Source organism: Chryseobacterium sp. SIMBA_029, assembly GCF_046535275.1.
Classification (GTDB): Bacteria; Bacteroidota; Bacteroidia; order Flavobacteriales; family Weeksellaceae; genus Chryseobacterium.
In genome coordinates, this window is record NZ_JAWRXA010000004.1 from 177,573 (window position 1) to 200,605 (window position 23,033).

The window sequence follows — 23,033 nt, forward strand, 5'->3', positions numbered from 1 at the left end:
GGAATTGGGAGTCTACCAATTTTTAGGCATTCAAAAAAGATATTTGTGGCTTTCGTGGTTGATATTAAAAACATTATTCCTGCCCAGAAAATTGATCTAACCGTTTTGCTGAGAACGGGTCCTGTATATTTTTAAATACTGTTCAAGGGTATAATCCGCTACATCAAGGTAATCTATTTTTTCTTCTATTTTTTTATTTTGATGAAATAAGGAAAGATATTTTGCTCCTTTTTTATAGGGAGAATAAGATTCCTTTTTCATCGTTATTTTTTCATCCTCGATGTCATCCCAGCTCATCACGAATGCAGAATCTAAGACAATTCCCTGAGTACTGATGTTTATTATCGGAGGAGCAATAACTTTCCGGATTACTTTAACGATTTTGAATCCATAAGTGATGATGAAAAATGCGGCAAGAGCAAGTAAAGCAAAGTCGGTTTTCTGATATTTTTTATAATCAAATCCAACCATCGTTAAGAAGAATATACCTAATGCTATAAAAACGGAGTAGCCTAAAAAACTATTCACCATTTCCGATACAGAATACTTGATAATCATTTCACCGGGTAAATTTCTCTCATCAATAGGTTGGTTTCTATGGGTATAATACGAATATTCATGAAATGCAGAAATTCCACAGTTGATGGAACCGATAAAGAACGCAAGTGAAAAAAGAGGTTCTTCCCGAATAAGATAAAAGCCCAATATAGCTGATGCAATTCCTAAGGCTATAAAGATGATGGTTGCTAGTTTTTCTTTCATTATAAAGGATGCTGAAAATGACGGCCAAGATAGAGAAATTTCAAAAAAAGGACGTAATACTGATACGAAAAAATTGAAAATATTTTTGTTGATCGCTATTGAGTGCAATGGTCATTCTTATACAGTCCATTGCTCTTTGCTTCCAGTTTTCCGGTTTTTTTATTGATTCTTATAAAAAAAGATTCTTTGGGGGCAGGGCAGTCCTTTGGTTTTGAAAGATACAGCAGGAAATAATCATTTTCCATTTTGTAAGATCCGCCGAGTATATTTTTTGAATCAAAGGTGTAGCCATATGTTTTTGAGACAAGAAGGGCTTCAGAGATATTATCAACAGATCCTATAAAATCTCTTAACTGCTGTTCATTGGTGAAATATTCTGCCCGTTCACTTTTACAGGCAATCACGTAAGAGAAACAGTTTTCCGTTACGCATTCCTGGAAAAATCCTTGTGAAGGAGGCGGTTCATTAATAGTCATATAATCCGGCATCTGACTCTCATAAATAATGGCTTTTTCCGGGTCATTGATGTTTCGCAGCACCTTCCAGTAGGCGTATTTCTTGTCCGGCTTCACAAATGGATACAGATAATCAACAGTATCTAATATTTCCGGAATTTTTCTGTAATCAGTAGGAATTGTTTTGGCTGTCTGCGAAAAGATCAGACCGGAAGTTAAAACAAAGACAACAGAAATTATTTTCATGAGAAAGGTGTTTGTACAAATTTATAAAAATGGGATTTGATCTCTGCCATTTTACTTCATGAACTTCGGATTTTAATTAATTCAAATCGAACGCTTCATGCGATATAAGGTTCCATTTTTTGTTGGTATACTGAAATGTCATTCGTTGCTCTTTACCTCTGTTGCCTACATGATTATATTTTATGATAACCATTACTTTTTGGTCTAAATAATTGAAGAAATTCATAAGAATAGAGTTGGACAAGGCCAAATTAACGGGTGTATGGTCTTTGTCATGGATGACATGATACTTTTTCTGAAGATATTCCCCGGTATCTTGCCTTAAAATATATTCCTGAGTAGACTCATTGGTAAACGGATGCTCCTTATCAATATACTGAAGAGCATATGAACCTCCGATTTCTATCTTTTTGGGAATGATATTTTTATTAGAACGCTGATTGAAAATTTTCAGGGTTTGCGGTGTCCAAAAATGGGAATCATTATAATTGGGATTTTTTACATTAAAACCGCTGGCGCACCAATCGGATCCCTCGGGACAAATCACAGCAACAACTTTTTCATTAAGATAGACGACAAGATCTTTGGAAGGAATGTTTTCAGGAATAAGATGTTCTATAATTAATTTATTGAGCTCCCTATAATCTGTTTTTCTCCCTTCACTAGTTATTTTTTTAAAGTAGATGCTGTCATTCTTATAAGATTCCGTGCAATCCGGCATTCCGTTGCTTAGGGTGTCTTTTTTCCTGTTCTGAGAATAAGCGTTGAAACAGAGAAATAATAATATAAAAGGGAGTATGTTTTTCATTAGTTTTTTAGAAGAGACTGAAGATAGTAATTATTTCAAATTTTTACTGTTGTAATATCATCGTTTTATTACAAATTAATTATATATAATCAGTTGGATTGTTTTTCTGAAATCTTTTTATAAACGCTAAGATAATGCTCTAAAAGAGCGGGGCTAATTTCAAGTTCATCAATGATAACTTCAAATTTTTCACCTTTACAAAAGAACTCCAGGTAATTAATTTCTCCTCTTTCATTAAAACGTGATTCCGGATGACTTACATACCTTTTTCTAAACCTTTGATTTTCTATATTGCCCCAGTTCATTCTTGGCTGTTTATATAATTGAATTCCAACAGTATTAATCGATATAATGACATCTGATACCTTTCGGATTTTCATAATAATGAGTATAATAAAAAGTAAAATTACTGCGATCGGCATTATCATGATAAATACTTCCTGCTTCGGTGTTTTGTCAATGTAAAGTATTAGAAAAAATATACTTACAATAATGAAAATCAAATAACTGAAAATAGTAGTAATGGAATAGGTTAGAGGTTTTTTTAAATTGATCTCTTTAGGAATTTCTTTTTCATTCATTACTTCAGGTTTTCTTTTGCTATCGGTATATTCTTTATACAAAAGAGTTGCGATGGTAATAAAAGCAATGAAAAAGATAATAGAAAAGACAGGAGCCAGTTTAAAAAAATAAACGCCTGATAATAATGTTATTATTTCAAGAATGCTGTAAAATATAATTCCAAACTGAAATTTCATTTTTGTTAATTGATTGGGTAAATAATTTCAAATATATAAAATCATTTAGTGCAATTTTCTAAAAAATTCACTCCGATTAAAAACAAAATCCACTACATTTGTTAATATGATACACGACCAACGCGCAGAAAAATTCAGGCAGATCGTGGAAAATAAATTCCAGATCTACAATTCATTATTTATGAGCCTGCCTTATGATAAAATGACGAATATCGGGATGCTTCTCCCGTTTCTTTATGAGGAAAGTAAGAACGGCTATGAGGCCGGGAAAACTCCCGAAGAAATAGTTGAAGAATTCTTTAAAAGCCATACAGACCTTCATACAGAAGAGCAGAAATTAGAACTGCTTTTCAAAATCATACAATATATAGAAAGACAGGTCGTACTGTTCGACAGTATTGAAGATGCTGCATTTCCGAGCCTTCATTCCGAAAGCGACAGTGGTACGGTAACTAATCTTTTTGAACGTTCACTTCTGGATCACAAGCTTGAAAAAGTTCGTGAGAAACTTAAAGATTTCACGGTAAAAGTTGTGTTTACGGCTCACCCGACACAGTTTTATCCAAGCTCTGTACAGCGGATTATTCAGGACCTGAGAACAGCGATCACTACAGACTCTGTTACCAATATCGATATGCTTCTGCAACAGCTGGGAAAAACCCCTTTTGTGAATAAAGAAAAGCCGACTCCAGTGGATGAGGCGCTCAGCATTATTTCCTATTTAAGATATGTCTATTACGATACCATAGGAGAACTGTTTACGAAGATCAGAAAAACCTTTGGCAACGGTCATTTTCATCTTCATGAAGATATTATTCAGCTTGGTTTCTGGCCAGGAGGTGATAGAGATGGGAATCCTTTTGTAACTGCCGATGTAACCAAAAGAGTCGCAGAAGAGCTACGCTCAGCAATTTTAAAATCTTATTATAGCCACCTTAAATTTATCAGAAGAAGATTAAGTTTTAGAGGCGTTTCAGAAGTATTAGGACTGCTTAGCGAAGAGTTATACGGTGCCATTTTCGACGGAAAAGCCATTACTTCTGAAGATATTCTTAAGAAAACAGAGGAAGCGGAAAAAATCCTGGTTAATGAGCACAATGGACTATTCCTTGATCTGTTGGTGAACTTCAGAGACCGTGTGAAAATTTTCGGAACTCATTTTGCCACGTTGGATATCCGCCAGGACAGCCGCATTCATCAGAAAGTAATAGATGATGTATTTGCAAAAGTATATGGAAATCAAGAAGCCAGTCAGGAAGAAAAATTCAATAAACTAATTCAAATCTCAGATAAAGTAAGTCCGGAAGATTTTGAAGATATTATAAAAGATACATTACTGACGGTTTCACAAATTACAGAAATCCAACAACAGAATGGGTTCAGGGGAATGAACCGCTATATCATTTCTAATTCTGATGCCGTAAAAGATGTCATGAATGTCTATGCTTTCTTTAAAATCTGCGGATATCAGGACCAGGATATCAATATGGATATTGTTCCGCTTTTCGAAACGATGGAAGGTCTGGATAATGCTGAAAAGGTGATGAGTGAACTGTATCAGAATCCTATCTATAAAAAACATCTCCAAAAAAGAGGAAATCAGCAGACGATTATGCTCGGTTTCTCAGATGGAACGAAAGATGGCGGATACCTGAAAGCAAACTGGGAAATCTATAAAGCTAAGGAAGTACTTACCAGCCTTTCAGAACAAAACGGCATAAAAGTCGTTTTCTTTGATGGCAGAGGAGGTCCACCGGCACGAGGTGGTGGGAAAACCCACGATTTCTATGCTTCCCAAGGAAATACTATTGCCAATAACAAGATTGAATTAACGATTCAGGGACAGACTATCACCAGTATTTTTGGAAATAAAGAACAGGCAAAATACAACTTTGAGCAGCTTTTAACAGCCGGTGTAGAAAATGATGTGTTCAAGAATTCTAAAAAAGATCTGACCGAAAAAGAAAGAAAATTAATTACTGAACTTGCCAATATCAGTTATAAAAAATACTCAGATCTGAAGGCGCATCCCATGTTTGTTCCTTACCTGCAGGAAATGAGTACCCTGGAATATTACGGGAAAACCAATATCGGAAGCCGCCCTTCAAAAAGAGGAGGCGACAGTGAGCTTAGATTTGAAGATCTGAGAGCTATTCCGTTTGTGGGTTCTTGGTCTCAGCTGAAGCAGAATGTACCGGGATTCTTTGGATTCGGTTTTGCCATGGAGCAGATGAAAGAACAGGGACGGTTTGAAGAAGTGAGAGATCTTTACAAAGGATCCGATTTCTTTAAAACGTTAGTCTTAAACTCAATGATGAGTATGAATAAGTCCTATTTCCCATTGACGTACTACATTAAAAGCAATCCTAAATTCGGAGCATTCTGGAATGTCCTTTTTGAAGAATATAACCTTTCAAAGAATATTATGCTGGAACTGACTGGATTTAAAATGCTTCAGGAGGAAGATCCGTTATCCCGAAAATCAGTAAAGATCCGTGAGAAAATTGTACTTCCGCTCCTGAGTATTCAACAATATGCGTTAATGAAGATCCAGAAAGGAGAAGGAGATAAAGAAGCCTATGAAAAGCTGGTAACCCGTTCTCTGTTTGGAAATATCAATGCAAGCCGAAACTCAGCATAAAATTATCTTCAAAAACATGATAAAACAAAATCCTCCCAATACGAGAGGATTTTGTTTTTTTATATTATGTGCGTGCGTCGAACATGATCATCTGTGCTCATCTGCGAAATCTGTGATTGTAAAATTTAAACAACAGAGACACAAAGGCTTTTGAACACCTTAGTTAAGTTCAAATGATGATTCATGAATAAGCTCACATAAGTTAGTTAAAAAAAATAAAATATTTTTATTCATCATGAGCAAAAAAGATCTGCTCAATTCGCCCGATCGATGCGATTTTAGCATCATCATCTGTGCTCATTTGCGAAATCTGTGGTTATAGAAATTAAACCCCAAAAGTTCACAAAGATGTTATTTTAATCCGCACAATTTGCTCGATCTGCGAGACAAAAAAATTAGTAGGAAAAGACTATTCCTTAATGAACTTCTCATAATACACCCGATCTTTAGTCTGGATTTTCAGATAATAAACACCCTTGGCAAAATCCTCCACCTTAATAGATTTTTCACCTGTGTTTTTCCTGATAAACCTTCCTAAATTATCATAGATTTCTAATGATTTTATATCACTTTCAGAAGCAATATTCAAGATGTTTTTAACCGGGTTTGGAAATATCGCGAACTTTTCTTTCTGCACCAGTTCTGAGGTATTCAGAGTAGAATTATAAAGGCTTCCGAAATTGAGAATACCATATCCCATCTGGTCGGTATGATTGGGATATAATGAGGCGGTCTGTCTTAGCTTGGTTCTCATAAGGTCCCTGTTCATAGTGGGGAATGCCTGGATCAGACATGCAGCACCTCCGGCAGCAATCGGAGTGGCAATGGATGTTCCACTGGCAGTGGTGGTTGTATTGTTGTAGACAGTTGCGGTGGCGGTGCCTCTTGTGCTTCCGTCCGGTTTGATAACGCCTACAGAATTGGGACCGAATGATGAAAATCCTGATGAATTTCCTGATGCATCTACAGAACCTATGCTGAATACTTTTGCATTATCTGCAGGGGTTAAAATATAATGCCATGGCTGAGCTCCTGAGTTTCCCGCGGCTATCAGAACAAAAATTCCTTTATTGGTAGCAATTTCTGCAGCCCTTGCAATGAAGGAAGTAGTTCCGTTCATATTGGCGTATGTATAATTATACCGTGAATCGTCAAAAGTATAATAGCCTAATGATGAGGTGATGATATCTACGCCTTTACGGTCGGCTTCTTCAGCAGCTTCGATCCAATATATTTCTTCCTCGGGGATTTCTACAGTTGCATTTTCGCTTCGGTAAAGATAAAAATCAGCATCAGGAGCCGATCCCACAAAAGTACTTTCTATATAGCCACCAATTGCTCCTAAAACAATAGATCCGTGCGTACTTAGGGAAGTATTGTAAATATTACTGGTTTTAGTGACAAAATCATAGCCCGCTTTTATATGATTATTAGTCCATAATCTTGAAAATGCAGACCCTGTATCCACTGTGGGAAAGCCTGCGTCGATCACAGCGATAGATATTCCGGTTCCGGTGTATCCTGCCAGATGAAGAGGTCTCAGATTGACCTGATCTACCTGATCTGCACCCGATCCATAATCAAAAGTAGTGACCGTTTTATGGGTGCCTGAAATGTCATCCCATTTATTAATATTCGCCATTTTTGTTCCGCCGGTACTATTTTTTGCAAAACTTTCCACTGATTGTACATAAGGTTGTGCCTGCAATAAGGTGATCTGTGCTGGGGTAGCATTTACGGTTGCTCCGTTCAGCCATTTGGAATAATCGGTAACCGTGAATCCCAGATTCTGCAGATTTTGGAGGTAAGATGCCTCAATCGGTGCATCCTGATCATTAAGCGAAATACCTAATGTGGTACGCCTGTTGAGGGCCTTCTGAGTAAGTTCAGAAAGAGGATTGGCATAAAATGCAGCTTTATTGGGTTTATCTGTAAAATAAACAAATACAAGAGCTGTTTGTGCTTGCATAGCCGAGTAACCTGTTAAAATACAAAAGAGTAAAAGTTTTTTCATGGAATTATTTTATATAAAGATAAAACAAAATCAATAAAATTTTTGAAAGGATTTTAAATTCCTTATTTTTACACAAATATTTGTTTATGAAAAAAATTCAGATGGTTGACTTACAAAGTCAGTATTACAAAATAAAGAATGACGTAGATAATGCAGTTTTAAATGTAATGGATTCGGCGGCCTTTATCAACGGCCCTGAAGTAAAGTCCTTCCAGAATGAATTGGAATCTTATTTAGACGTAAAGCATGTAATTCCTTGTGCCAATGGTACGGATGCTTTACAGATTGCTTTGATGGCTTTAGACCTGAAAGAAGGGGACGAAGTAATCACTGCCGATTTTACTTTTGCAGCAACAGTAGAAGTTATTCATCTGCTTAAACTAAAATCTGTTTTGGTAGATGTAGATTACGATACATTCACGATTTCCACAGATCAGATTAAAAAAGCAATTACCCCTAGAACGAAAGCAATTATTCCTGTACACATCTTTGGACAGTGTGCGAATATGGAAGAAATTTTAAAAATTGCTGAAGAACATAATCTATACGTTATTGAGGACAACGCTCAGGCGATAGGCTCACAGTTTACATTTTCAGATGGAACGGTAAAACACGCCGGAACCATGTCTACCGTAGGAACCACTTCATTCTTTCCATCAAAAAACCTTGGATGTTATGGTGATGGAGGTGCTATTTTTACTAATAATGATGAACTGGCACATCGTCTAAGAGGTATCGTAAATCATGGAATGTATGAAAGATATTACCATGATGAGGTAGGAGTAAACTCAAGGTTAGACAGTATTCAGGCGGCTGTATTAAGAAAAAAGCTTCCTAATCTGGACTCTTATAATGAGTCAAGAAGAAAAGCGGCTGATTATTACGATGAAGCTTTTGCAGGTAATGAGCATATCCTTACTCCAAAAAGAGCGGAAAATTCTACACACGTATTCCATCAATACACGTTGAGAATTCTTAACGGGAAACGTAACGATCTGCAAAAATTCTTAACTGAAAAAGAAATTCCGGCTATGATCTATTATCCGGTAGCATTAAGAAAACAAAAAGCGTATTTCCAGGAAAGCAATGATGCTGATTTTGTAAATACAGACAAATTGTTGGATCAGGTGATATCACTTCCTATGCATACGGAATTAGACGAAGAACAGTTGAAGTATATTACGGATGCGGTATTAGAGTTTATGGGATAAGATTAAATGAATAAAAGACTTTTTGAAAAGAAGGCAGTGTTTTATTTAGCAGTAACGGTTAGTTTTTCACTACTGCTGTTTTCATTCATTGCAGTAATTTCGGCATTTAATAATTTTACAGTATTTAAATTATTATTTACTTCTTTCTCGCTGATTCTTAATTTGTTTGCTTTTATTAATTTAATAGAAAAATACAACAGAGCTATTTTATTTCTTAATATTAGTTTATGCTTATTTATTATTTTATCCGGAAAGGCTGCATTAACTGAGATTTTGGCTCATGGTTTCTCTCGTGGCTATAGTACCTGTACGTATGCATTATCATTTATAGCAGTTTTAATAATTGTTAATAAATATAAAGTCAAAAAAGGTAAACCAGAAAACGAAATAGAAGAAATAGGACAACACAAAGAATAAAAATTTATTACAAAAAAATGGCAATACTTGTTACAGGCGGACTTGGATACATCGGCTCCCACACCGTTGTAGAACTTCTTAATAACGGCTTTGAAGTCGTTATTGTAGATGATTTATCCAATTCGGAAAAATTTATTTTAAAAAACATAGAGGAAATTACAGGTAAAAAGCCGGCTTTTTATCCTTTCGATTTAAAAAGGAGAGAACTTCTGACTCAGGTATTTGATGCTTATTCTATTGAAGGATGTATTAATTTTGCAGCTTACAAAGCAGTAGGAGAGAGCCAGCTGAAACCTGTAGATTATTATGAAAATAATCTATTCTCCCTGATCAATATTCTGCAGGAATTTAAAGAAAGATCAATTTCTAACTTGATATTCAGTTCCTCATGTACTGTTTACGGACAGGCTGAGGTAATGCCCATTAACGAAAACACTCCATTGAAACTCCCGGAAAGTGTATATGGAAAAACCAAACAGATGGGAGAGGAGATTCTGATGGATTTTGCGAAAGCATATAATAAAAAAATTACACTTTTGAGATATTTTAATCCCATTGGTGCTCATCCTTCAGGGCTGATTGGCGAGCTTCCGATTGGGGTTCCCAGTAATCTGGTTCCTTATGTAATGCAGACTGCGGCTGGAATCCGTGAGAAATTAAGCATTTGGGGTAATGATTATGATACAGAGGATGGAACTCCGATTCGCGATTATATATACGTTGTAGACCTGGCCAAAGCTCATGTTGACGCGTTGAAAAAATTAATGAACAACAGCAGTGAGGAAAGTGTTATTGATGTCTATAATCTTGGAACAGGTAAAGGATCATCCGTATTGGAAGTCGTAAAAGCTTTTGAAGAAGCTAATGATGTAGAGGTACCTTACCAGATTTGTCCAAGGAGAGAAGGGGATATTACCATTGCCTATGCGAACGCAGATAAAGCGGAAAAAGAACTTCACTGGAAGTCAGAAACTTCATTGGAGGAATCTTTGAGAACCGTGTGGCAGTGGCAAAATTATTTGAATTCACGAAACGCATAAAATATAATATTATGGCTTGGAATCCGGAAGTATATGATCAGTTTAAAGAAGAGCGCTCTGCGCCTTTCTTTGATTTATTAAAACTTGTGAAATCGAAGTCCGATCTCTCTGTGATTGATTTGGGATGTGGGACAGGAGAATTAACTTCTAAACTATTGGATTATTTAGAAGATTCTAAAGTCATAGGCATAGATTCTTCCGCAGAAATGCTTGAAAAAGCGAAGCATTATAAAACAAGCAGACTATCTTTTGAAAAAAGATCCATTGAAGAACAGCTCAATCTGAATGAAACTTTTGATCTGATCATTTCCAATGCTGCGATACAATGGTGCAGCAATCATAAAGAACTTTTCCCAAGAATTATCAGTAAAATTAAGGAAGGGGGCCAGCTGGCAGTACAGATTCCTTCCAATCATGAATATATCGTTCATCAGCAGCTTAGGAAAGTTGCGGACAAGGAACCTTATAAAAGTGCCTACAATTCCTGGCAGAGAGAATATACAGTATTAAAAATAGAAAATTATGCAAAAATACTGTTTGATCATAACGGAAGTGAAATTACCGTTTATGAAAAAGTATTTCCTCATGTTCTTGAAAATGCGGATGCTATTTTTACATTTACATCCGGAACAGCAATGCTTCCTTACGTGGATAAACTTCCGGAAGAACTGAAAGAACCGTTTAAAAACGACTATAAAAAAGAATTACACAATTTATTTCCCGAATCACCGGTCTTTTATCCATTTAAAAGAACGTTTATATCAGCAAAATTTTAATGATTAACACTATGAAGACACAAAGAATAGGTATTACATTTTCCTCATTTGATTTATTGCATGCCGGACATATCAAAATGCTTGAAGAAGCTAAAACCGTATGCGATTATCTGATCGTTGGATTGCAGATTGATCCGTCACACGATCGTCCCAACAAAAACAAACCGACCCAAACCATCGTTGAGCGCTATATTCAGCTTAAGGCAGTAAACGCAGTAGATGAGATCATTCCCTATTATACGGAAGAAGATCTGGAAGATATTTTAAAATCTTTTGTAATCGATGTAAGAATCATCGGAGATGATTATATGGATAGAGATTTTACAGGGAAAAAATACTGTGAAGAGAAAGGAATAGAGATCTTTTATAACAAAAGAGATCATCGGTTTTCTTCCAGTGACCTGAGAAAAAGAATTTTTGAAGCTGAAAAAGCAAAGAGTTTAGATGCTGAAACTGTAAAATAATTCAACTCAGATTATAAAAAAAATCCCGAAATTCTCATTTCGGGATTTTTTTATGTTTATATTTTACATTGGTCCTTGCTGGTCATCGCCGCTGTCATTAGCATTGATGTCTTTTTTCTTCTTAGGCTGTTCTACTTTTTCTCCTTGTTTGAATCGGTAGGTTAGAGAAAGCGAGAACTGTCTTGGCTGCCACTGCATATACATTTCTCTTGTATAGTTGGGACCAAAATTAGTAACCTGTCTTGCCCGGGTATTAAATATATCCTGAATATTAAATGCCACAGTACCATTTCCTTTCCAGATGGTTTTAGTAGCCCCTAGATTAAAGAAATAAGTAGATTTCTGCTCCTGGCTGGCATTTTTTTGTCCGCCTCTAAAGTTTCCTTGAATTTGAACGCTAAATGTTTTGTCAAGTTTGAACGTATTGGCTAATCTTGCTCTTGTAGAGAAACCGCTTCCGTCATAAGACTGAACGAAATTCCCATCTACGTAAAGATCACCTTTAGTTTTATATCCAAATAAATCAACATTTCCCATGATTTTCCACCATGCAAAAGGATCATAAGTACCATTGAAATCTAAACCGTATCGGTCTTCTGATCCCACATTAAATGGAGTAGAAGTAAATGACCCCGGATCAGCTAAATTTTGAATGACCGCAAATTGTACATTATCTTTTTCCTTTCTATAATATAAAGTTGGGTTGATAGTCACTTTGCTTTTAGATAAATTATATCCTAATTCAAAAGAGTCAATATAAGAAGGATTCAAATCCGGATTTCCCTGGAATAAGTTTCTTACATCACTTGGTGAAGGAATAGGAATCATGAAAAATGATCTGGGCCTGTCTATTCTTCTGGAGTAGTTTAATAAGATCTGATTGTTTTTTGCAAAATCATAACTTAAAAATACACTTGGGAAAAGGTTGTTGTAGCTTTTCTTTTTGTTTAAGACCACATTGGTATTGGCATCCGGAAATTGAGGATTTCTGTACGGATAAGAAAATTCAATATTAGAAATTTCGTCTCTTAAACCTACCTGATAATTTACAGGTCCTATTTTACTTTTGAATTGTGCATAAAATGCATTAAACATTTCGGTGTAATTCGAAAGTCCGGTAAATCTCCCCATAATGGCCGGAGGTGCGCTTAATGACAATTGTTGTTGTGCAAAATAGTCATAATCGTTATCATTATAATCTAATTTGTACCCCGCGTTGAACATTGAATTTTCTCCAATTGGCAGTTCATAATCAAGTTTTCCTACTAAGGCTTTGTTTAAAGTTTTTACCTTAGTATTGGTGTAAGAACTGAAAATATTATTGGTTGTTGCGTTGATATCAGAGTTATTATTAGACTGGTTTCTCTGTAAACTTAATGATAATGAAATATTTTGACCCTTATCATCAAATTTATGATCGATTCCGAAATCTCCCTGCATTCCCGTATTGGTATTGGCCCCGATTGAGTTACGAGCGGAGAGCACAGTACTGCCGTCCAGCATATTATCAATATAATTGATCGGGTTATTGCTGGTATTATCAAAAGTACGGATCGTTCCACTTAAGTTAATAGAAGTCTTTGGAGATATGTCATACACCACTCCTGCAGTCGCATTGTAATTGTTTGACTGAGTTTTATTTTCGCTGTTTTGATACGCAGAAAGAAGAGTTCCTGATGTATAATTAGTCGTTGCTCTGTTTTTATTTTTTCCTTCCTGATAGCCGCCACCGCCATTTAAGAACCAGTTCCAGTTCCCTTTTTTCCAGCTAAGGTTTACATTAAGATTTGTTTTTGGAAGGTAGCCTAGTGTACCGATTACACTCCCGTTAAACCCTAGTTTATTGTTTTTCTTAAGGATGATATTCAGAATACCTGCGGTTCCTGATGCATCATACTTTGCAGAAGGATTGGTAATGACTTCAATTCTGTCAATCTGATCAGCTGGAATAGCCTGCAGAGCATTAGCTCCATCATCAATTCCCAGTAAAGCTGATGGCTTCCCATTAATTAGAAATCTTACATTAGAACTCCCTCGCATACTTACTGTTCCATCCGTATCTACAGTTACAGAAGGGACATTCTGTAATACATCCTGTAAGTTTCCACCCACAGAAGTTAAGTCACTTTTTACATCATACGTTTTCTTATCCAGCTCTACTTTATAAGGCTTTGTAGCTGCGGCAGTAATTACAACCCCTTGTATTTCCTGGGTTTTGGTACTTATTGAACTTGTCGCTTCAGCTTCTAAAGATAGTGCGCCGATATTTCCAGGTCCTTTAATGTCTTTATTAACCGTATTTTTTTTGTGATCAATTGCCTCTACTGTTATATCATAATTTCCGGGAGCAAGGTCTAGCTTGTACAGTCCTTTTTCATCGGTCAGGGCTGCATCACTTAATGCCTTGTTGGCCTTGTTGGTAAAGGTTACAGATGCATAAGGAACAGGCTGATTGCTCTTGTTAACGATCGTTCCTGAAATCGGTGCTTTTTCCTGTGCAAATGCCATTGCTGCTGCCGAAAGTACAAACGTAAGCCCTAAGGTTTTTTTTGTGAAAATGTTGATAATTTCCGTCTGGTTCATAAGGTATTTTTTGTGTAAAATCGTGAAAGTATAACTCTTAATATTGTGAAATTACTAATTGGGTTGAATTTCAAAATATTACGATTTGTTTATTGTTTGAAATGTATATGTCGTATTTAAATGCTAATTGTTAATTATAGAATTGTTAAAATAAAGTTAAATTTATTTTTTATTTAATATTTTTTGAATTGAGCCAATCCTGATAAGCTTTTGCATTCACCGCATGCTCTGCAGCACTGGCTGTGAACTTATGATATCCGAATTTTGCAGGATCTGCACACATGAATATATAATCATTTTTTTCCGCCTCTAAAACTGCGTCTACAGAATTTTTGTCTACCACACAAATAGGCCCCGGTGGAATACCTGCATTGGCATACGTATTATATGGTGACGGAGTGGATAAATGCTTATAAAAAACCCTTTTGATGGTTTCCTTAAAATTGGTTTGTTTATTAATCGCATAAATTACCGTAGGATCAGACTGCAGTTTCATTCCCTTTCTATAACGGTTCAGGTACAATCCTGCGATCGTTCTCATCTCATCCTTTTTCCCTCCTGATTCTTTATAAACAATAGAGGCCAGGGCATAGATCTGATCTCTCGTTAATCCGGACTGCTGTTCCTTAGTTTTTCTTTCGCTGGTCCAGAATTCATTGTACTGGTCTTCAAATTTTTTGAAAAATTCTTTCGGACTTACGGTCCAGAAAAAATTATAACTGTCTATGAAGAAATATTTTTTCAGATCCTCCGCATTTTGATAGCCTTTTTCTACAGCGATGGCATTAAAACCATTCACAAACTGAAGAGAATCGGATTCTGTTTTTTTCGTCACTTTACCTACCATCTGATAGATATCCCCGAAATCCCCAATTCTAAATGTATTGGCGGTCTGATTTCCCGCTTTAATCATATTAACGATGTGAGTGTTTCCTGCACCACTCTGAATATGATAGCGGCCCGCTTTAAAATTCTGTTCCAGGTCTTTGTCTTTTGCCACGGTTTCGAAGGACTCTTTATTTTTAATATACGGAGCGATAGAATCCATGATCTGCTTAAAATTCGCCTTACGGGGAATCAAAACATATCCGTCTTTTTCTACGTTGTTTCCATAGTATGTTGTATAAAATCTCAAACCAAAAAATCCTGCTACTATAACAATAAGCAGAATGATAATGAGGACAGCTTTTTTCATTATTAAAAAGTTGATTAAAAGTTGTTGTTTTTTAAATAAGATCTACTTTACCTCTAAAAACTTGCTTTGCGGGACCTTCAAGCCAAATGTTTTGGAAGAAATTTCCGTTTTTTTCAGCATGTACTTTAAGATTTCCACCTAAAGTTTTAACTTTTACAGAGATTAGATTATTTTTTTGAAGAAAAGTTAAAGCAGAAGCAGTAACTCCTGTTCCGCAGCTGTAAGTTTCGTCCTCAACGCCTCGTTCATAGGTTCTTACGAAAATTTCATCATCCGTAATTTTTTCAACAAAATTCACATTGATGCCTTTTTCTTTATAATTTTCTGAATTTCTGATGCCGTTTCCTTCCGCAAAAACATTATAATTCACTAAATCTTCAACGTATTTTACATAATGCGGAGATCCGGTATCCATTACTGTATCGTTTCCGTCAGTAGAGATCATATTCACGTCTATCATTTTTAATTTGATGATCCCATTGTGGATTTCAGCTTCGTGTTCGCCGTCTATGGCTATGAATTTACATCTGTCTTCAAAAATATCCAGGAAAAATGCAAAAGCAACCAGGCATCTTCCTCCATTTCCGCACATGGTGCTTTCACCGCCGTCGGAGTTGTAGTACACCATTTTGAAGTCGTATTTATCATCATTTTCCAATAAAATAAGTCCGTCTGCACCAATCCCGAAACGTCTGTCACAAAGCTTCCCGATGATTTCTGTATCCTTAGGAAACTGAAGGTCACGGTTGTCTATCATTACAAAATCATTTCCCGTGCCTTGATATTTATAAAATTCCATATTTTTCTTCTGTATAAAATTAACGAGCAAAATTACTATATTTCAAACAAAAAACGAACAGTGTTAGCTGTTCGTTTTCTTATTTATAATCGTTTTATCTAAACCCGCCTCCGCTTTGTTGTTGTCGGTTAGAATTGGTATTCTGTTGTGTGTTGCTTGGCGGTGTACTGCTCTGGCTGCTTCCTCTGAATCCACCACTTGAAGATTCGCTTCTGGTGTTGTTTTGATTCTGGTTTTGATTATACTGCTGCGTATTTCTGAAACCACCATTGTTTTGGTTATTCTGGTTGCTTTGGTTCTGATACGTATTATTCTGCGTTCTGAAACCTCCGCCGCTGTTTCGGGTGCTGTTGCTATTACTATTATTTCCTCTGTTGTTGTTAAACCCACCGCTGTTATTATAACCGTTGTTATTGGTAGTACGTGTATTCTGGAATCCGTTATTCGGTCTCTGTGAAGTTACCGTAGATCTTCTTTCAACATATACTTTTCTTCTGCTGTTTCCGCTGTTATAATAATAATAGGGAGAGCCGTTATCATAATAATAATTAACATCGTTTCTGTAATAATATCCGTCATTACCATAATAACCTCCACTTCCATAATAACCTGAAGGTGCATAATAATTTCCGTTATTATAATAGGGGTCTCCATATCCATAGGAAGAACCGTTGCTGCCATACCCGTCAGCATACGCTAAACATGATGATAAACTAGCTATAGCAAAAATGCTTACCGCTATTTTAAATAAATTTTTCATGACTTTATTGCTATTTTTTTTCTTTAAAACTTTTTTTCCATTTAAGGTATCCGATGATAGCCATTATAGTAAATACCAAATATTGAACCGAAGTGATTCCAAGTCCCTTAAAAATCATCATAGGCATGCAAATAAAATCGCCGATGATCCAGAAGATCCAGTTCTCAATGCGCTGTTTAGCCATAAACCACATGCCGACTAAAAATATAGAAGTGGTGAGTACGTCCAGCCAATTTGCCCAATCAAGATGATAAAGTCCCAAATTGGTTCCTTCCATAGAGAAGGCATTATCAATATAAGGTTTATAATAATAAATAATTGTAACCAGAGCCAGACTTAAAATAAAAAGAAAAATACCAAATACCCATTCTCTTTTTGTGGCCCAGGAAACTTCGACGTGAATATTATCTTCGGAATTCTTAGCCCATAGCACCCAGCCGTAGATGCTCATTGCCGTATAATATACATTGATCATACAATCACCCAGTAAACCAAAATTAAAAAGGATATATACATAGATCAAAGTAGAAATGATGCCCGTAGGGTAGACCCAGATGTTTTTTTTAATGGAAAAATAAACACTCAGGACTCCAAACAAGGCTCCTGTGGCTTCCAGTAAAATTTGTAAAGCAGTGTACGTTTCATAGGGCTTTACAAAAAGATCGTATACATTCATGCGCCCAAAAATAAGGAAAAATTCAGAATGGCCGAAAAATGAGTTAAATTGTATGTAAATCAGTTTTTTATATTTTAAAATTTAAATTTAATGATGAAAGTTTGCCAATAAACGTTAGTATTTCTAAATTTTTTATATTTTCGTAAATCTTTAATAAATAATAAAATATGTCTAAAATTTGGGTTAAGAAACCAATGAGCGCTTATGAAGCTGATATCAAAAAGAGTCAGTTGAAACGCGTTTTAGGAAAATGGAGTCTTACTGCTATTGGAATCGGAGCAATTATCGGAGGAGGAATTTTTGTACTTACGGGAACAGGAGCTTATTATAATGCAGGGCCGGCACTGGCGCTGTCATTTGTCATAGCAGGGATTGCCTGTGTATTTGCAGCGCTCTGTTATGCGGAGTTTGCTTCCATCCTTCCCGTGGAAGGTTCAGCGTATGCCTATGCGTACGGAACAGTAGGTGAGATTTTTGCATGGGTCATAGGATGGGGATTAATTTTAGAATATGCCATGGGATCCATGACGGTTGCCGTATCCTGGTCCGGATATTTTGGGAAACTGCTCAAAATGTTTGGACTTCATCTTCCCATGTGGCTCACAACAGATCCTGGAACAGCACACAAAGCTTTTGGTGAAGCCACAAAACAAATTGCAGACGGTAATCTATCTCCGGATAAATTAAAAGCATTTCAAGCGACTATCGATATGTACAACAGTGCTCCGGAAATTTTCAATATGAAACTTTTCTTAAACTTTCCGGCATTGGTGATTGTATTGTTTGTAATATCAATCTTAATCAGAGGAACAAAAGGAGCGGCAAAAGCAAATAACTTTATTGTAATCCTTAAAGTTTCAGCGATTATTTTTGTGATTGTTGCAGGAGCATTTATTATTATTAATTCCGGACATGGTCTTCAGAACTGGACGCCGTTTATTCCTGAAGCTACAACTATTACCGAGAATGGGGTTTCCCATTCAGCCTATGGAATAGGAGGAGTCGTAGCCGGAGCATCCGCTATTTTCTTTGCGTATGTAGGATTCGATGCCGTTTCAACACAGGCTGGAGAGGCCATTAATCCTAAGAAGGATGTGCCTTTCGCGATTATTGCTTCACTGATTATCTGTACTCTTTTATACATATTGGTTTCCCTTGTATTAACAGGGATGATGCATTATACTGATTTTAATCCACTTGGAAAATATCCGGACGCTATTAAAGCTCCTGTAGCCTATGCATTTGATATTGCAGGATATGCCTGGGCAGGATACATTATCACGATTGCAGCGACAGTAGGTCTGATTTCTGTATTGATGGTAATGATTATGGGACAGTCCAGAATTTTCTTAGGAATGTCTAAAGACGGATTGATCCCGGCTACTTTTGCAAAAGTAAATCCTACGACAGGAGTTCCTACCAAAAACCTTATTATTTTAGGAGGAGTTATTTCTGTAGTTGCTTCTCTTACGCCTATTAACGATCTGGCACACATGACCAGCTTCGGAACGTTGTTCGCGTTTACCATGGTGTGTGTAGCAGTTTGGGTATTAAGAGTAAAAGAACCTGCTTTACAAAGAAACTTTAAAGTTCCTGCTCTACCGGTTATTGCATGTTTAGGAATTGCTATTAATGTATACCTGATTTTCAACTTAAGCATCGAAGCTCAAAAATATTCTTTTGCATGGTTGCTGATTGGAGTCGTTATCTATTTCCTTTACAGTAAAAGACACTCTAAACTTCAAAACGGAGAATATGGAGAAACTTTTAAAGCTGAACAGGAGCCTTTAGAAAAACCAAATTTAGATTAGTACTAAAATATAAATTAAAAAAAATCCACAGATTTCTGTGGATTTTTTATTTTTGTCTGATATGAAAAAACTATTTTCACTTTCACTGGCCTGTGCCGGAATACTGGCTTTTTCCCAGCAGGTGAGTTTCAAAACGATATTCACGGATAAGATCAGCATACGTGCTCTTGAAATCTATGATGGAAAAGTATGGTACAGTGGCACGGAATCAAAATTTGGTTTTGTAGATCTTAAAAACCCGGATCACCAGAAACAGGTTAAACTGTACGACGAAAAACTTCAGTTTAGAACACTAGCTCAGGATCAAAATAATTTTTATACCATTAATATTGAAAGTCCTGCCCGTTTTTTTAAGATTGATAAAAAGAACCTGACATCACAGGTTGTTTTTACAGACATGACGAAAACTGCTTTTTATGATGCTTTCCACTTTGTCAATGATCATCTCGCTTATGCTTTTAGTGATTCAGACGGAGAGTATAGAAAATTACGACTGACCGTTTATAACAATAATCAATGGAGTTTCCTTAAGAATGACGTTCAATTAAAAGAAGGTGAAGCGGCATTTGCAGCTAGCAATACCAATATTGCTTCCACTAAAAATTATGTATGGATTGCAACAGGAGGTAAAGCGTCAAGAATAATAAGGCTTACTCGTAAAAATGATCAGTTTGAAATTTTTAATACGCCTGTTATTCAGGGAGAATCTTCCCAGGGAATATACTCTATAGATTTTTATGATGACCAGTTCGGAATTGCAGCTGGCGGAGATTATACCAAACAAGAAGCCAATATCAACAATATTGCAACCACTTATGATGGTGGAAAAACCTGGAAGATTCAGGCTTCCGGGCAGAATGCAGGGTATACCACTTGCGTGAAAATTAAACCGGGCTCCAAAGGAAAAGAAATCATCGCAATTGGAGATCAGCATATAAGCTATTCTTCAGATTTTGGGAAGACATGGAAAAAAATTTCAGATGAAAAAGGGTTTTTCGTTGGGAAATGGGTAAATAAAAACTCGTTGGTACTGGCAGGAAAAGACAGAATAGCCGTTATCGAAATAAAACTCTAATTTGATTTTAGATACAATAATAATCAATGGCCAAATTAAAATGTAGATCGGAGAAATAGAAGATATCTTTACGAATACAGTCTGTTTAAAATTACTTCGCCTTACTTTTACACAAAATTGTACATGAAGAATATGAAATTAATGCTGATGCTCTTCCTTCCGGCTCTGTTTTTCAGCCAGAAAATGAGAGTATTCATATTAGCCGGACAATCGAATATGAACGGATTTGGATACAATAAAGATCTTCCCAATGATCTGAAAAATTACAAAGATGTTTATATTTTTCAGGGAAACTCCGCAGCAGATGGTGAGACAAATGGAGGAACCGGAAAATGGGAAGTCTTAAAACCGGGCCATGGAACGGGATTTAAAACAGACGGAAAAACCAATACGCTTTCAGACAGGTTTGGATTGGAATTGTCATTTGCAAAAAGAATGAAGGAATTGTTTCCTAAAGACAAAATTCTGTTGATCAAATATGCCAGGGAAGGAACTTCTATCGATAGTCTTGCAGCAGCAGATTTTGGATGTTGGGACGCCGATTTTCAGGGTAAAAACGGAATCAATCAATACGATCATTTTTTGAAAACATTAAAAAATGCCTTAGCCGAAACTGATATTGACGGAAACGGGAAAAAAGATGAACTGGTTCCTTCAGGGATTTTATGGATGCAGGGCGAAAGTGATGCAGGCTATACGGAGGAGATTGCCAATCATTATTACGATCATTTGAAAGTATTGATAAATCAGATGCGGGCGGTTTTATTAACAGATGATCTTCCTGTAGTGATCGGGAAAATTTCAGATTCAGGGAAAAATGAAAAAGGAAAAGTCTGGCCAAAAGGAGAGCTGGTACAGTATGCACAGGAAAAATTTGCCAATGATGATAAGAACGCCGCCATTGTACGGTCCACAAAAAAATACAATTATGGTAATGATCCATGGCATTATGACAGTGCAGGTTATATCGATCTGGGTGAGAATTTTGCAAACGAAGTATTTAGACTCATTATAAATTTCGAAAATAAACCCTAATATAACTCATGATTCAAAATCCATAACTTATTTTTAATTTTGCATTACGAAATCCGTTTTTGAGGTTCCACCTATAAAATTTAAATTTTCAATGAATTCTTTAATAGATAAATATAATATTCCCGGGCCAAGATATACTTCGTATCCTACGGTTCCTTATTGGGATGAGACTACATTTTCACCTGAAAAATGGAAAGAAAGTGTAATCAGGTCTTTTAACGAGACCAATGGGGAAGAGGGAATTTCTATTTATATACATCTTCCTTTTTGTGAGGCTTTATGTACCTTCTGTGCCTGTCATAAAAGGATTACGAAACAGCATAGTGTTGAGATTCCTTATCTTGAAAGCGTATTGAAAGAGTGGAAGCTTTATCTGGAGCTTTTTAATGAAAAACCAAAATTAAAGGAACTTCATCTTGGAGGTGGAACACCTACTTTTTTCTCTCCAAAAAATTTAAAAGCATTACTGGAAGGGATTTTTGAAACCGTAGAGATTGCAGAACATCCTGAATTTTCTTTCGAAGGACATCCGAATAATACGACAAGAGAACATCTTCAGACATTATATGATCTTGGATTTCGCAGAGTAAGTTTTGGAGTTCAGGATTATGATCCGAAGGTTCAGAAAGCAATCAACAGAATACAGCCTTTTGAAAAAGTAAAGGAAGTAACAGAATTAGCAAGAGAAATCGGGTACAGAGGGATTAGTCATGATCTTGTTTTCGGGCTTCCGCATCAACATTGGGATGCGATGGAGCATACGATCCGGAAAACGCTTGAATTAAAACCGGACAGACTTGCATTTTATTCTTATGCCCACGTTCCATGGGTCAAAGGAGTAGGACAGAGAGGTTTTGATGAAAATGATTTACCAAGTGGAGAAGAAAAACGCCGTCTGTATGAAGATGGAAAAAAACTGCTTCAGGATTTAGGATATATTGAGGTGGGAATGGATCATTTCTCTCTGGAGCATGATGACTTGTACCAATCATTAATTCAAAAAAAACTGCACAGAAACTTCATGGGATATACTTCCAGCAAGACCCAGCTGATGGTAGGCCTTGGAATGTCTTCTATTTCAGATTCATGGTATGCTTTTGCTCAAAATGTAAAAACGGTTGAAGAATATCAAAAAACGGTTGAAGAAGGAGTAATTCCTGTTGTGAAAGGACATATTTTAAATAAAGAAGATCTGATTGTGAGAAGACATATTCTGAACTTAATGTGTCAGCTTGAAACTTCTTTTGATGCCGAGACCTCTTTCCCTGAATTAGACAATGCGTTGGAAATGCTGAAAGAAATGGAAAATGATGAGTTGGTAGAAATTCATGGTAAGGAAATTAAAATTACTGAAAAGGGAAGGGCATTTACGAGAAATGTAGCAATGGTTTTTGACCTCAGAATGATGCGTAATAAGCCTGAAACCAGAATTTTTTCGATGACGATATAAGTCAAACGATATAAATCAGATGGTAAATTATTGTGTCAAGATTTAAAATCCAGTATT

The 23,033-nt window shown here is 36.2% G+C and carries 20 protein-coding genes; 10 read left to right on the forward strand and 10 right to left on the reverse strand.

Features of this window, described 5'->3' with window-relative positions; translation table 11 throughout:
* Positions 1 to 96: 96 nt before the first annotated feature.
* The 4 genes from SB679_RS08580 to SB679_RS08595 form a co-directional block, all read right to left on the reverse strand.
* Positions 97 to 762, reverse strand: a complete 666-nt coding sequence (locus tag SB679_RS08580; protein WP_410701840.1) for a hypothetical protein — start codon at positions 760 to 762, stop codon at positions 97 to 99.
* A gap of 95 nt (positions 763 to 857) precedes the next feature.
* Complete coding sequence (locus SB679_RS08585) at positions 858 to 1,463, reverse strand: hypothetical protein (RefSeq protein WP_410701841.1); 606 nt, start codon at positions 1,461 to 1,463, stop codon at positions 858 to 860.
* Between the two features lie 76 nt (positions 1,464 to 1,539).
* On the reverse strand, positions 1,540 to 2,271 hold the full coding sequence (locus SB679_RS08590) for a hypothetical protein (RefSeq protein WP_410701842.1): 732 nt from the start codon (positions 2,269 to 2,271) through the stop codon (positions 1,540 to 1,542).
* Between the two features lie 89 nt (positions 2,272 to 2,360).
* Complete coding sequence (locus tag SB679_RS08595) at positions 2,361 to 3,029, reverse strand: hypothetical protein (RefSeq protein ID WP_410701843.1); 669 nt, start codon at positions 3,027 to 3,029, stop codon at positions 2,361 to 2,363.
* A 106-nt stretch (positions 3,030 to 3,135) separates the two neighbouring features.
* On the opposite strand from SB679_RS08595, the gene SB679_RS08600 reads away from it, so the two are divergent.
* A complete protein-coding gene (locus SB679_RS08600; RefSeq protein ID WP_410701844.1) occupies positions 3,136 to 5,670 on the forward strand; it encodes a phosphoenolpyruvate carboxylase in 2,535 nt (844 codons plus the stop codon).
* Between the two features lie 409 nt (positions 5,671 to 6,079).
* Here SB679_RS08600 and SB679_RS08605 read toward each other — a convergent pair whose 3' ends face one another.
* Complete coding sequence (locus SB679_RS08605) at positions 6,080 to 7,684, reverse strand: S8/S53 family peptidase (protein WP_410701845.1); 1,605 nt, start codon at positions 7,682 to 7,684, stop codon at positions 6,080 to 6,082.
* Between the two features lie 86 nt (positions 7,685 to 7,770).
* Between SB679_RS08605 and SB679_RS08610 the strand changes: the two genes are divergently transcribed.
* The 5 genes from SB679_RS08610 to SB679_RS08630 are packed head-to-tail and all read left to right on the forward strand — an operon-like array spanning position 7,771 to position 11,592.
* Complete coding sequence (locus SB679_RS08610) at positions 7,771 to 8,895, forward strand: DegT/DnrJ/EryC1/StrS family aminotransferase (protein ID WP_410701846.1); 1,125 nt, start codon at positions 7,771 to 7,773, stop codon at positions 8,893 to 8,895.
* Between the two features lie 6 nt (positions 8,896 to 8,901).
* Positions 8,902 to 9,312 carry a hypothetical protein gene (locus SB679_RS08615; protein WP_410701847.1) on the forward strand — a complete coding sequence of 137 codons (411 nt, stop codon included), beginning with the start codon at positions 8,902 to 8,904 and terminating at the stop codon, positions 9,310 to 9,312.
* Between the two features lie 17 nt (positions 9,313 to 9,329).
* On the forward strand, positions 9,330 to 10,352 hold the full coding sequence (galE, locus tag SB679_RS08620; protein ID WP_410701848.1) for a UDP-glucose 4-epimerase GalE: 1,023 nt from the start codon (positions 9,330 to 9,332) through the stop codon (positions 10,350 to 10,352).
* A gap of 11 nt (positions 10,353 to 10,363) precedes the next feature.
* Complete coding sequence (locus SB679_RS08625; protein WP_410701849.1) at positions 10,364 to 11,128, forward strand: methyltransferase domain-containing protein; 765 nt, start codon at positions 10,364 to 10,366, stop codon at positions 11,126 to 11,128.
* An 11-nt stretch (positions 11,129 to 11,139) separates the two neighbouring features.
* The gene (locus SB679_RS08630; protein ID WP_410701850.1) at positions 11,140 to 11,592 is read left to right on the forward strand and encodes an adenylyltransferase/cytidyltransferase family protein; all 453 of its coding nucleotides are present in this window, start codon (positions 11,140 to 11,142) and stop codon (positions 11,590 to 11,592) included.
* A 63-nt stretch (positions 11,593 to 11,655) separates the two neighbouring features.
* On the opposite strand, the gene SB679_RS08635 is transcribed toward SB679_RS08630, so the two are convergent.
* The 5 genes from SB679_RS08635 to pnuC all read right to left on the reverse strand — a co-directional run bounded on the left by SB679_RS08635 (position 11,656) and on the right by pnuC (position 17,605).
* A complete protein-coding gene (locus SB679_RS08635) occupies positions 11,656 to 14,175 on the reverse strand; it encodes a TonB-dependent receptor domain-containing protein (RefSeq protein WP_410701851.1) in 2,520 nt (839 codons plus the stop codon).
* A 169-nt stretch (positions 14,176 to 14,344) separates the two neighbouring features.
* Complete coding sequence (gene mltG / locus SB679_RS08640; protein ID WP_410701852.1) at positions 14,345 to 15,370, reverse strand: endolytic transglycosylase MltG; 1,026 nt, start codon at positions 15,368 to 15,370, stop codon at positions 14,345 to 14,347.
* Positions 15,371 to 15,401: 31 nt separating this feature from the next.
* On the reverse strand, positions 15,402 to 16,169 hold the full coding sequence (gene dapF / locus SB679_RS08645; protein ID WP_410701853.1) for a diaminopimelate epimerase: 768 nt from the start codon (positions 16,167 to 16,169) through the stop codon (positions 15,402 to 15,404).
* A 94-nt stretch (positions 16,170 to 16,263) separates the two neighbouring features.
* Entirely contained in the window at positions 16,264 to 16,929 is a 666-nt protein-coding gene (locus SB679_RS08650; protein WP_410701854.1) for a hypothetical protein, read from the reverse strand.
* Between the two features lie 10 nt (positions 16,930 to 16,939).
* Positions 16,940 to 17,605 (reverse strand): nicotinamide riboside transporter PnuC, encoded by a 666-nt coding sequence (gene pnuC / locus SB679_RS08655; protein ID WP_410701855.1) that lies wholly within the window; start codon positions 17,603 to 17,605, stop codon positions 16,940 to 16,942.
* Between the two features lie 167 nt (positions 17,606 to 17,772).
* Here pnuC and SB679_RS08660 point away from each other — a divergent pair, with 167 nt between their 5' ends.
* The 4 genes from SB679_RS08660 (at position 17,773) to hemN (ending at position 22,976) form a co-directional block, all read left to right on the forward strand.
* On the forward strand, positions 17,773 to 19,416 hold the full coding sequence (locus SB679_RS08660) for an APC family permease (RefSeq protein ID WP_051881758.1): 1,644 nt from the start codon (positions 17,773 to 17,775) through the stop codon (positions 19,414 to 19,416).
* A gap of 61 nt (positions 19,417 to 19,477) precedes the next feature.
* The gene (locus tag SB679_RS08665) at positions 19,478 to 20,491 is read left to right on the forward strand and encodes a WD40/YVTN/BNR-like repeat-containing protein (protein ID WP_410701856.1); all 1,014 of its coding nucleotides are present in this window, start codon (positions 19,478 to 19,480) and stop codon (positions 20,489 to 20,491) included.
* A gap of 123 nt (positions 20,492 to 20,614) precedes the next feature.
* Positions 20,615 to 21,526, forward strand: a complete 912-nt coding sequence (locus SB679_RS08670; RefSeq protein WP_410701857.1) for a sialate O-acetylesterase — start codon at positions 20,615 to 20,617, stop codon at positions 21,524 to 21,526.
* A gap of 91 nt (positions 21,527 to 21,617) precedes the next feature.
* On the forward strand, positions 21,618 to 22,976 hold the full coding sequence (hemN, locus tag SB679_RS08675; RefSeq protein ID WP_410701858.1) for an oxygen-independent coproporphyrinogen III oxidase: 1,359 nt from the start codon (positions 21,618 to 21,620) through the stop codon (positions 22,974 to 22,976).
* Positions 22,977 to 23,033 lie beyond the last annotated feature (57 nt).

Coding starts and splice junctions, on each gene's coding strand:
- SB679_RS08580 (WP_410701840.1), bottom strand. CDS start 762: ATGAAAGAAAAACTAGCAACCATCATCTTTATAGCCTTAGGAATTGCA.
- SB679_RS08585 (WP_410701841.1), bottom strand. CDS start 1,463: ATGAAAATAATTTCTGTTGTCTTTGTTTTAACTTCCGGTCTGATCTTT.
- SB679_RS08590 (WP_410701842.1), bottom strand. CDS start 2,271: ATGAAAAACATACTCCCTTTTATATTATTATTTCTCTGTTTCAACGCT.
- SB679_RS08595 (WP_410701843.1), bottom strand. CDS start 3,029: ATGAAATTTCAGTTTGGAATTATATTTTACAGCATTCTTGAAATAATA.
- SB679_RS08600 (WP_410701844.1), top strand. CDS start 3,136: ATGATACACGACCAACGCGCAGAAAAATTCAGGCAGATCGTGGAAAAT.
- SB679_RS08605 (WP_410701845.1), bottom strand. CDS start 7,684: ATGAAAAAACTTTTACTCTTTTGTATTTTAACAGGTTACTCGGCTATG.
- SB679_RS08610 (WP_410701846.1), top strand. CDS start 7,771: ATGAAAAAAATTCAGATGGTTGACTTACAAAGTCAGTATTACAAAATA.
- SB679_RS08615 (WP_410701847.1), top strand. CDS start 8,902: ATGAATAAAAGACTTTTTGAAAAGAAGGCAGTGTTTTATTTAGCAGTA.
- galE (WP_410701848.1), top strand. CDS start 9,330: ATGGCAATACTTGTTACAGGCGGACTTGGATACATCGGCTCCCACACC.
- SB679_RS08625 (WP_410701849.1), top strand. CDS start 10,364: ATGGCTTGGAATCCGGAAGTATATGATCAGTTTAAAGAAGAGCGCTCT.
- SB679_RS08630 (WP_410701850.1), top strand. CDS start 11,140: ATGAAGACACAAAGAATAGGTATTACATTTTCCTCATTTGATTTATTG.
- SB679_RS08635 (WP_410701851.1), bottom strand. CDS start 14,175: ATGAACCAGACGGAAATTATCAACATTTTCACAAAAAAAACCTTAGGG.
- mltG (WP_410701852.1), bottom strand. CDS start 15,370: ATGAAAAAAGCTGTCCTCATTATCATTCTGCTTATTGTTATAGTAGCA.
- dapF (WP_410701853.1), bottom strand. CDS start 16,169: ATGGAATTTTATAAATATCAAGGCACGGGAAATGATTTTGTAATGATA.
- SB679_RS08650 (WP_410701854.1), bottom strand. CDS start 16,929: ATGAAAAATTTATTTAAAATAGCGGTAAGCATTTTTGCTATAGCTAGT.
- pnuC (WP_410701855.1), bottom strand. CDS start 17,605: ATGAATGTATACGATCTTTTTGTAAAGCCCTATGAAACGTACACTGCT.
- SB679_RS08660 (WP_051881758.1), top strand. CDS start 17,773: ATGTCTAAAATTTGGGTTAAGAAACCAATGAGCGCTTATGAAGCTGAT.
- SB679_RS08665 (WP_410701856.1), top strand. CDS start 19,478: ATGAAAAAACTATTTTCACTTTCACTGGCCTGTGCCGGAATACTGGCT.
- SB679_RS08670 (WP_410701857.1), top strand. CDS start 20,615: ATGAAGAATATGAAATTAATGCTGATGCTCTTCCTTCCGGCTCTGTTT.
- hemN (WP_410701858.1), top strand. CDS start 21,618: ATGAATTCTTTAATAGATAAATATAATATTCCCGGGCCAAGATATACT.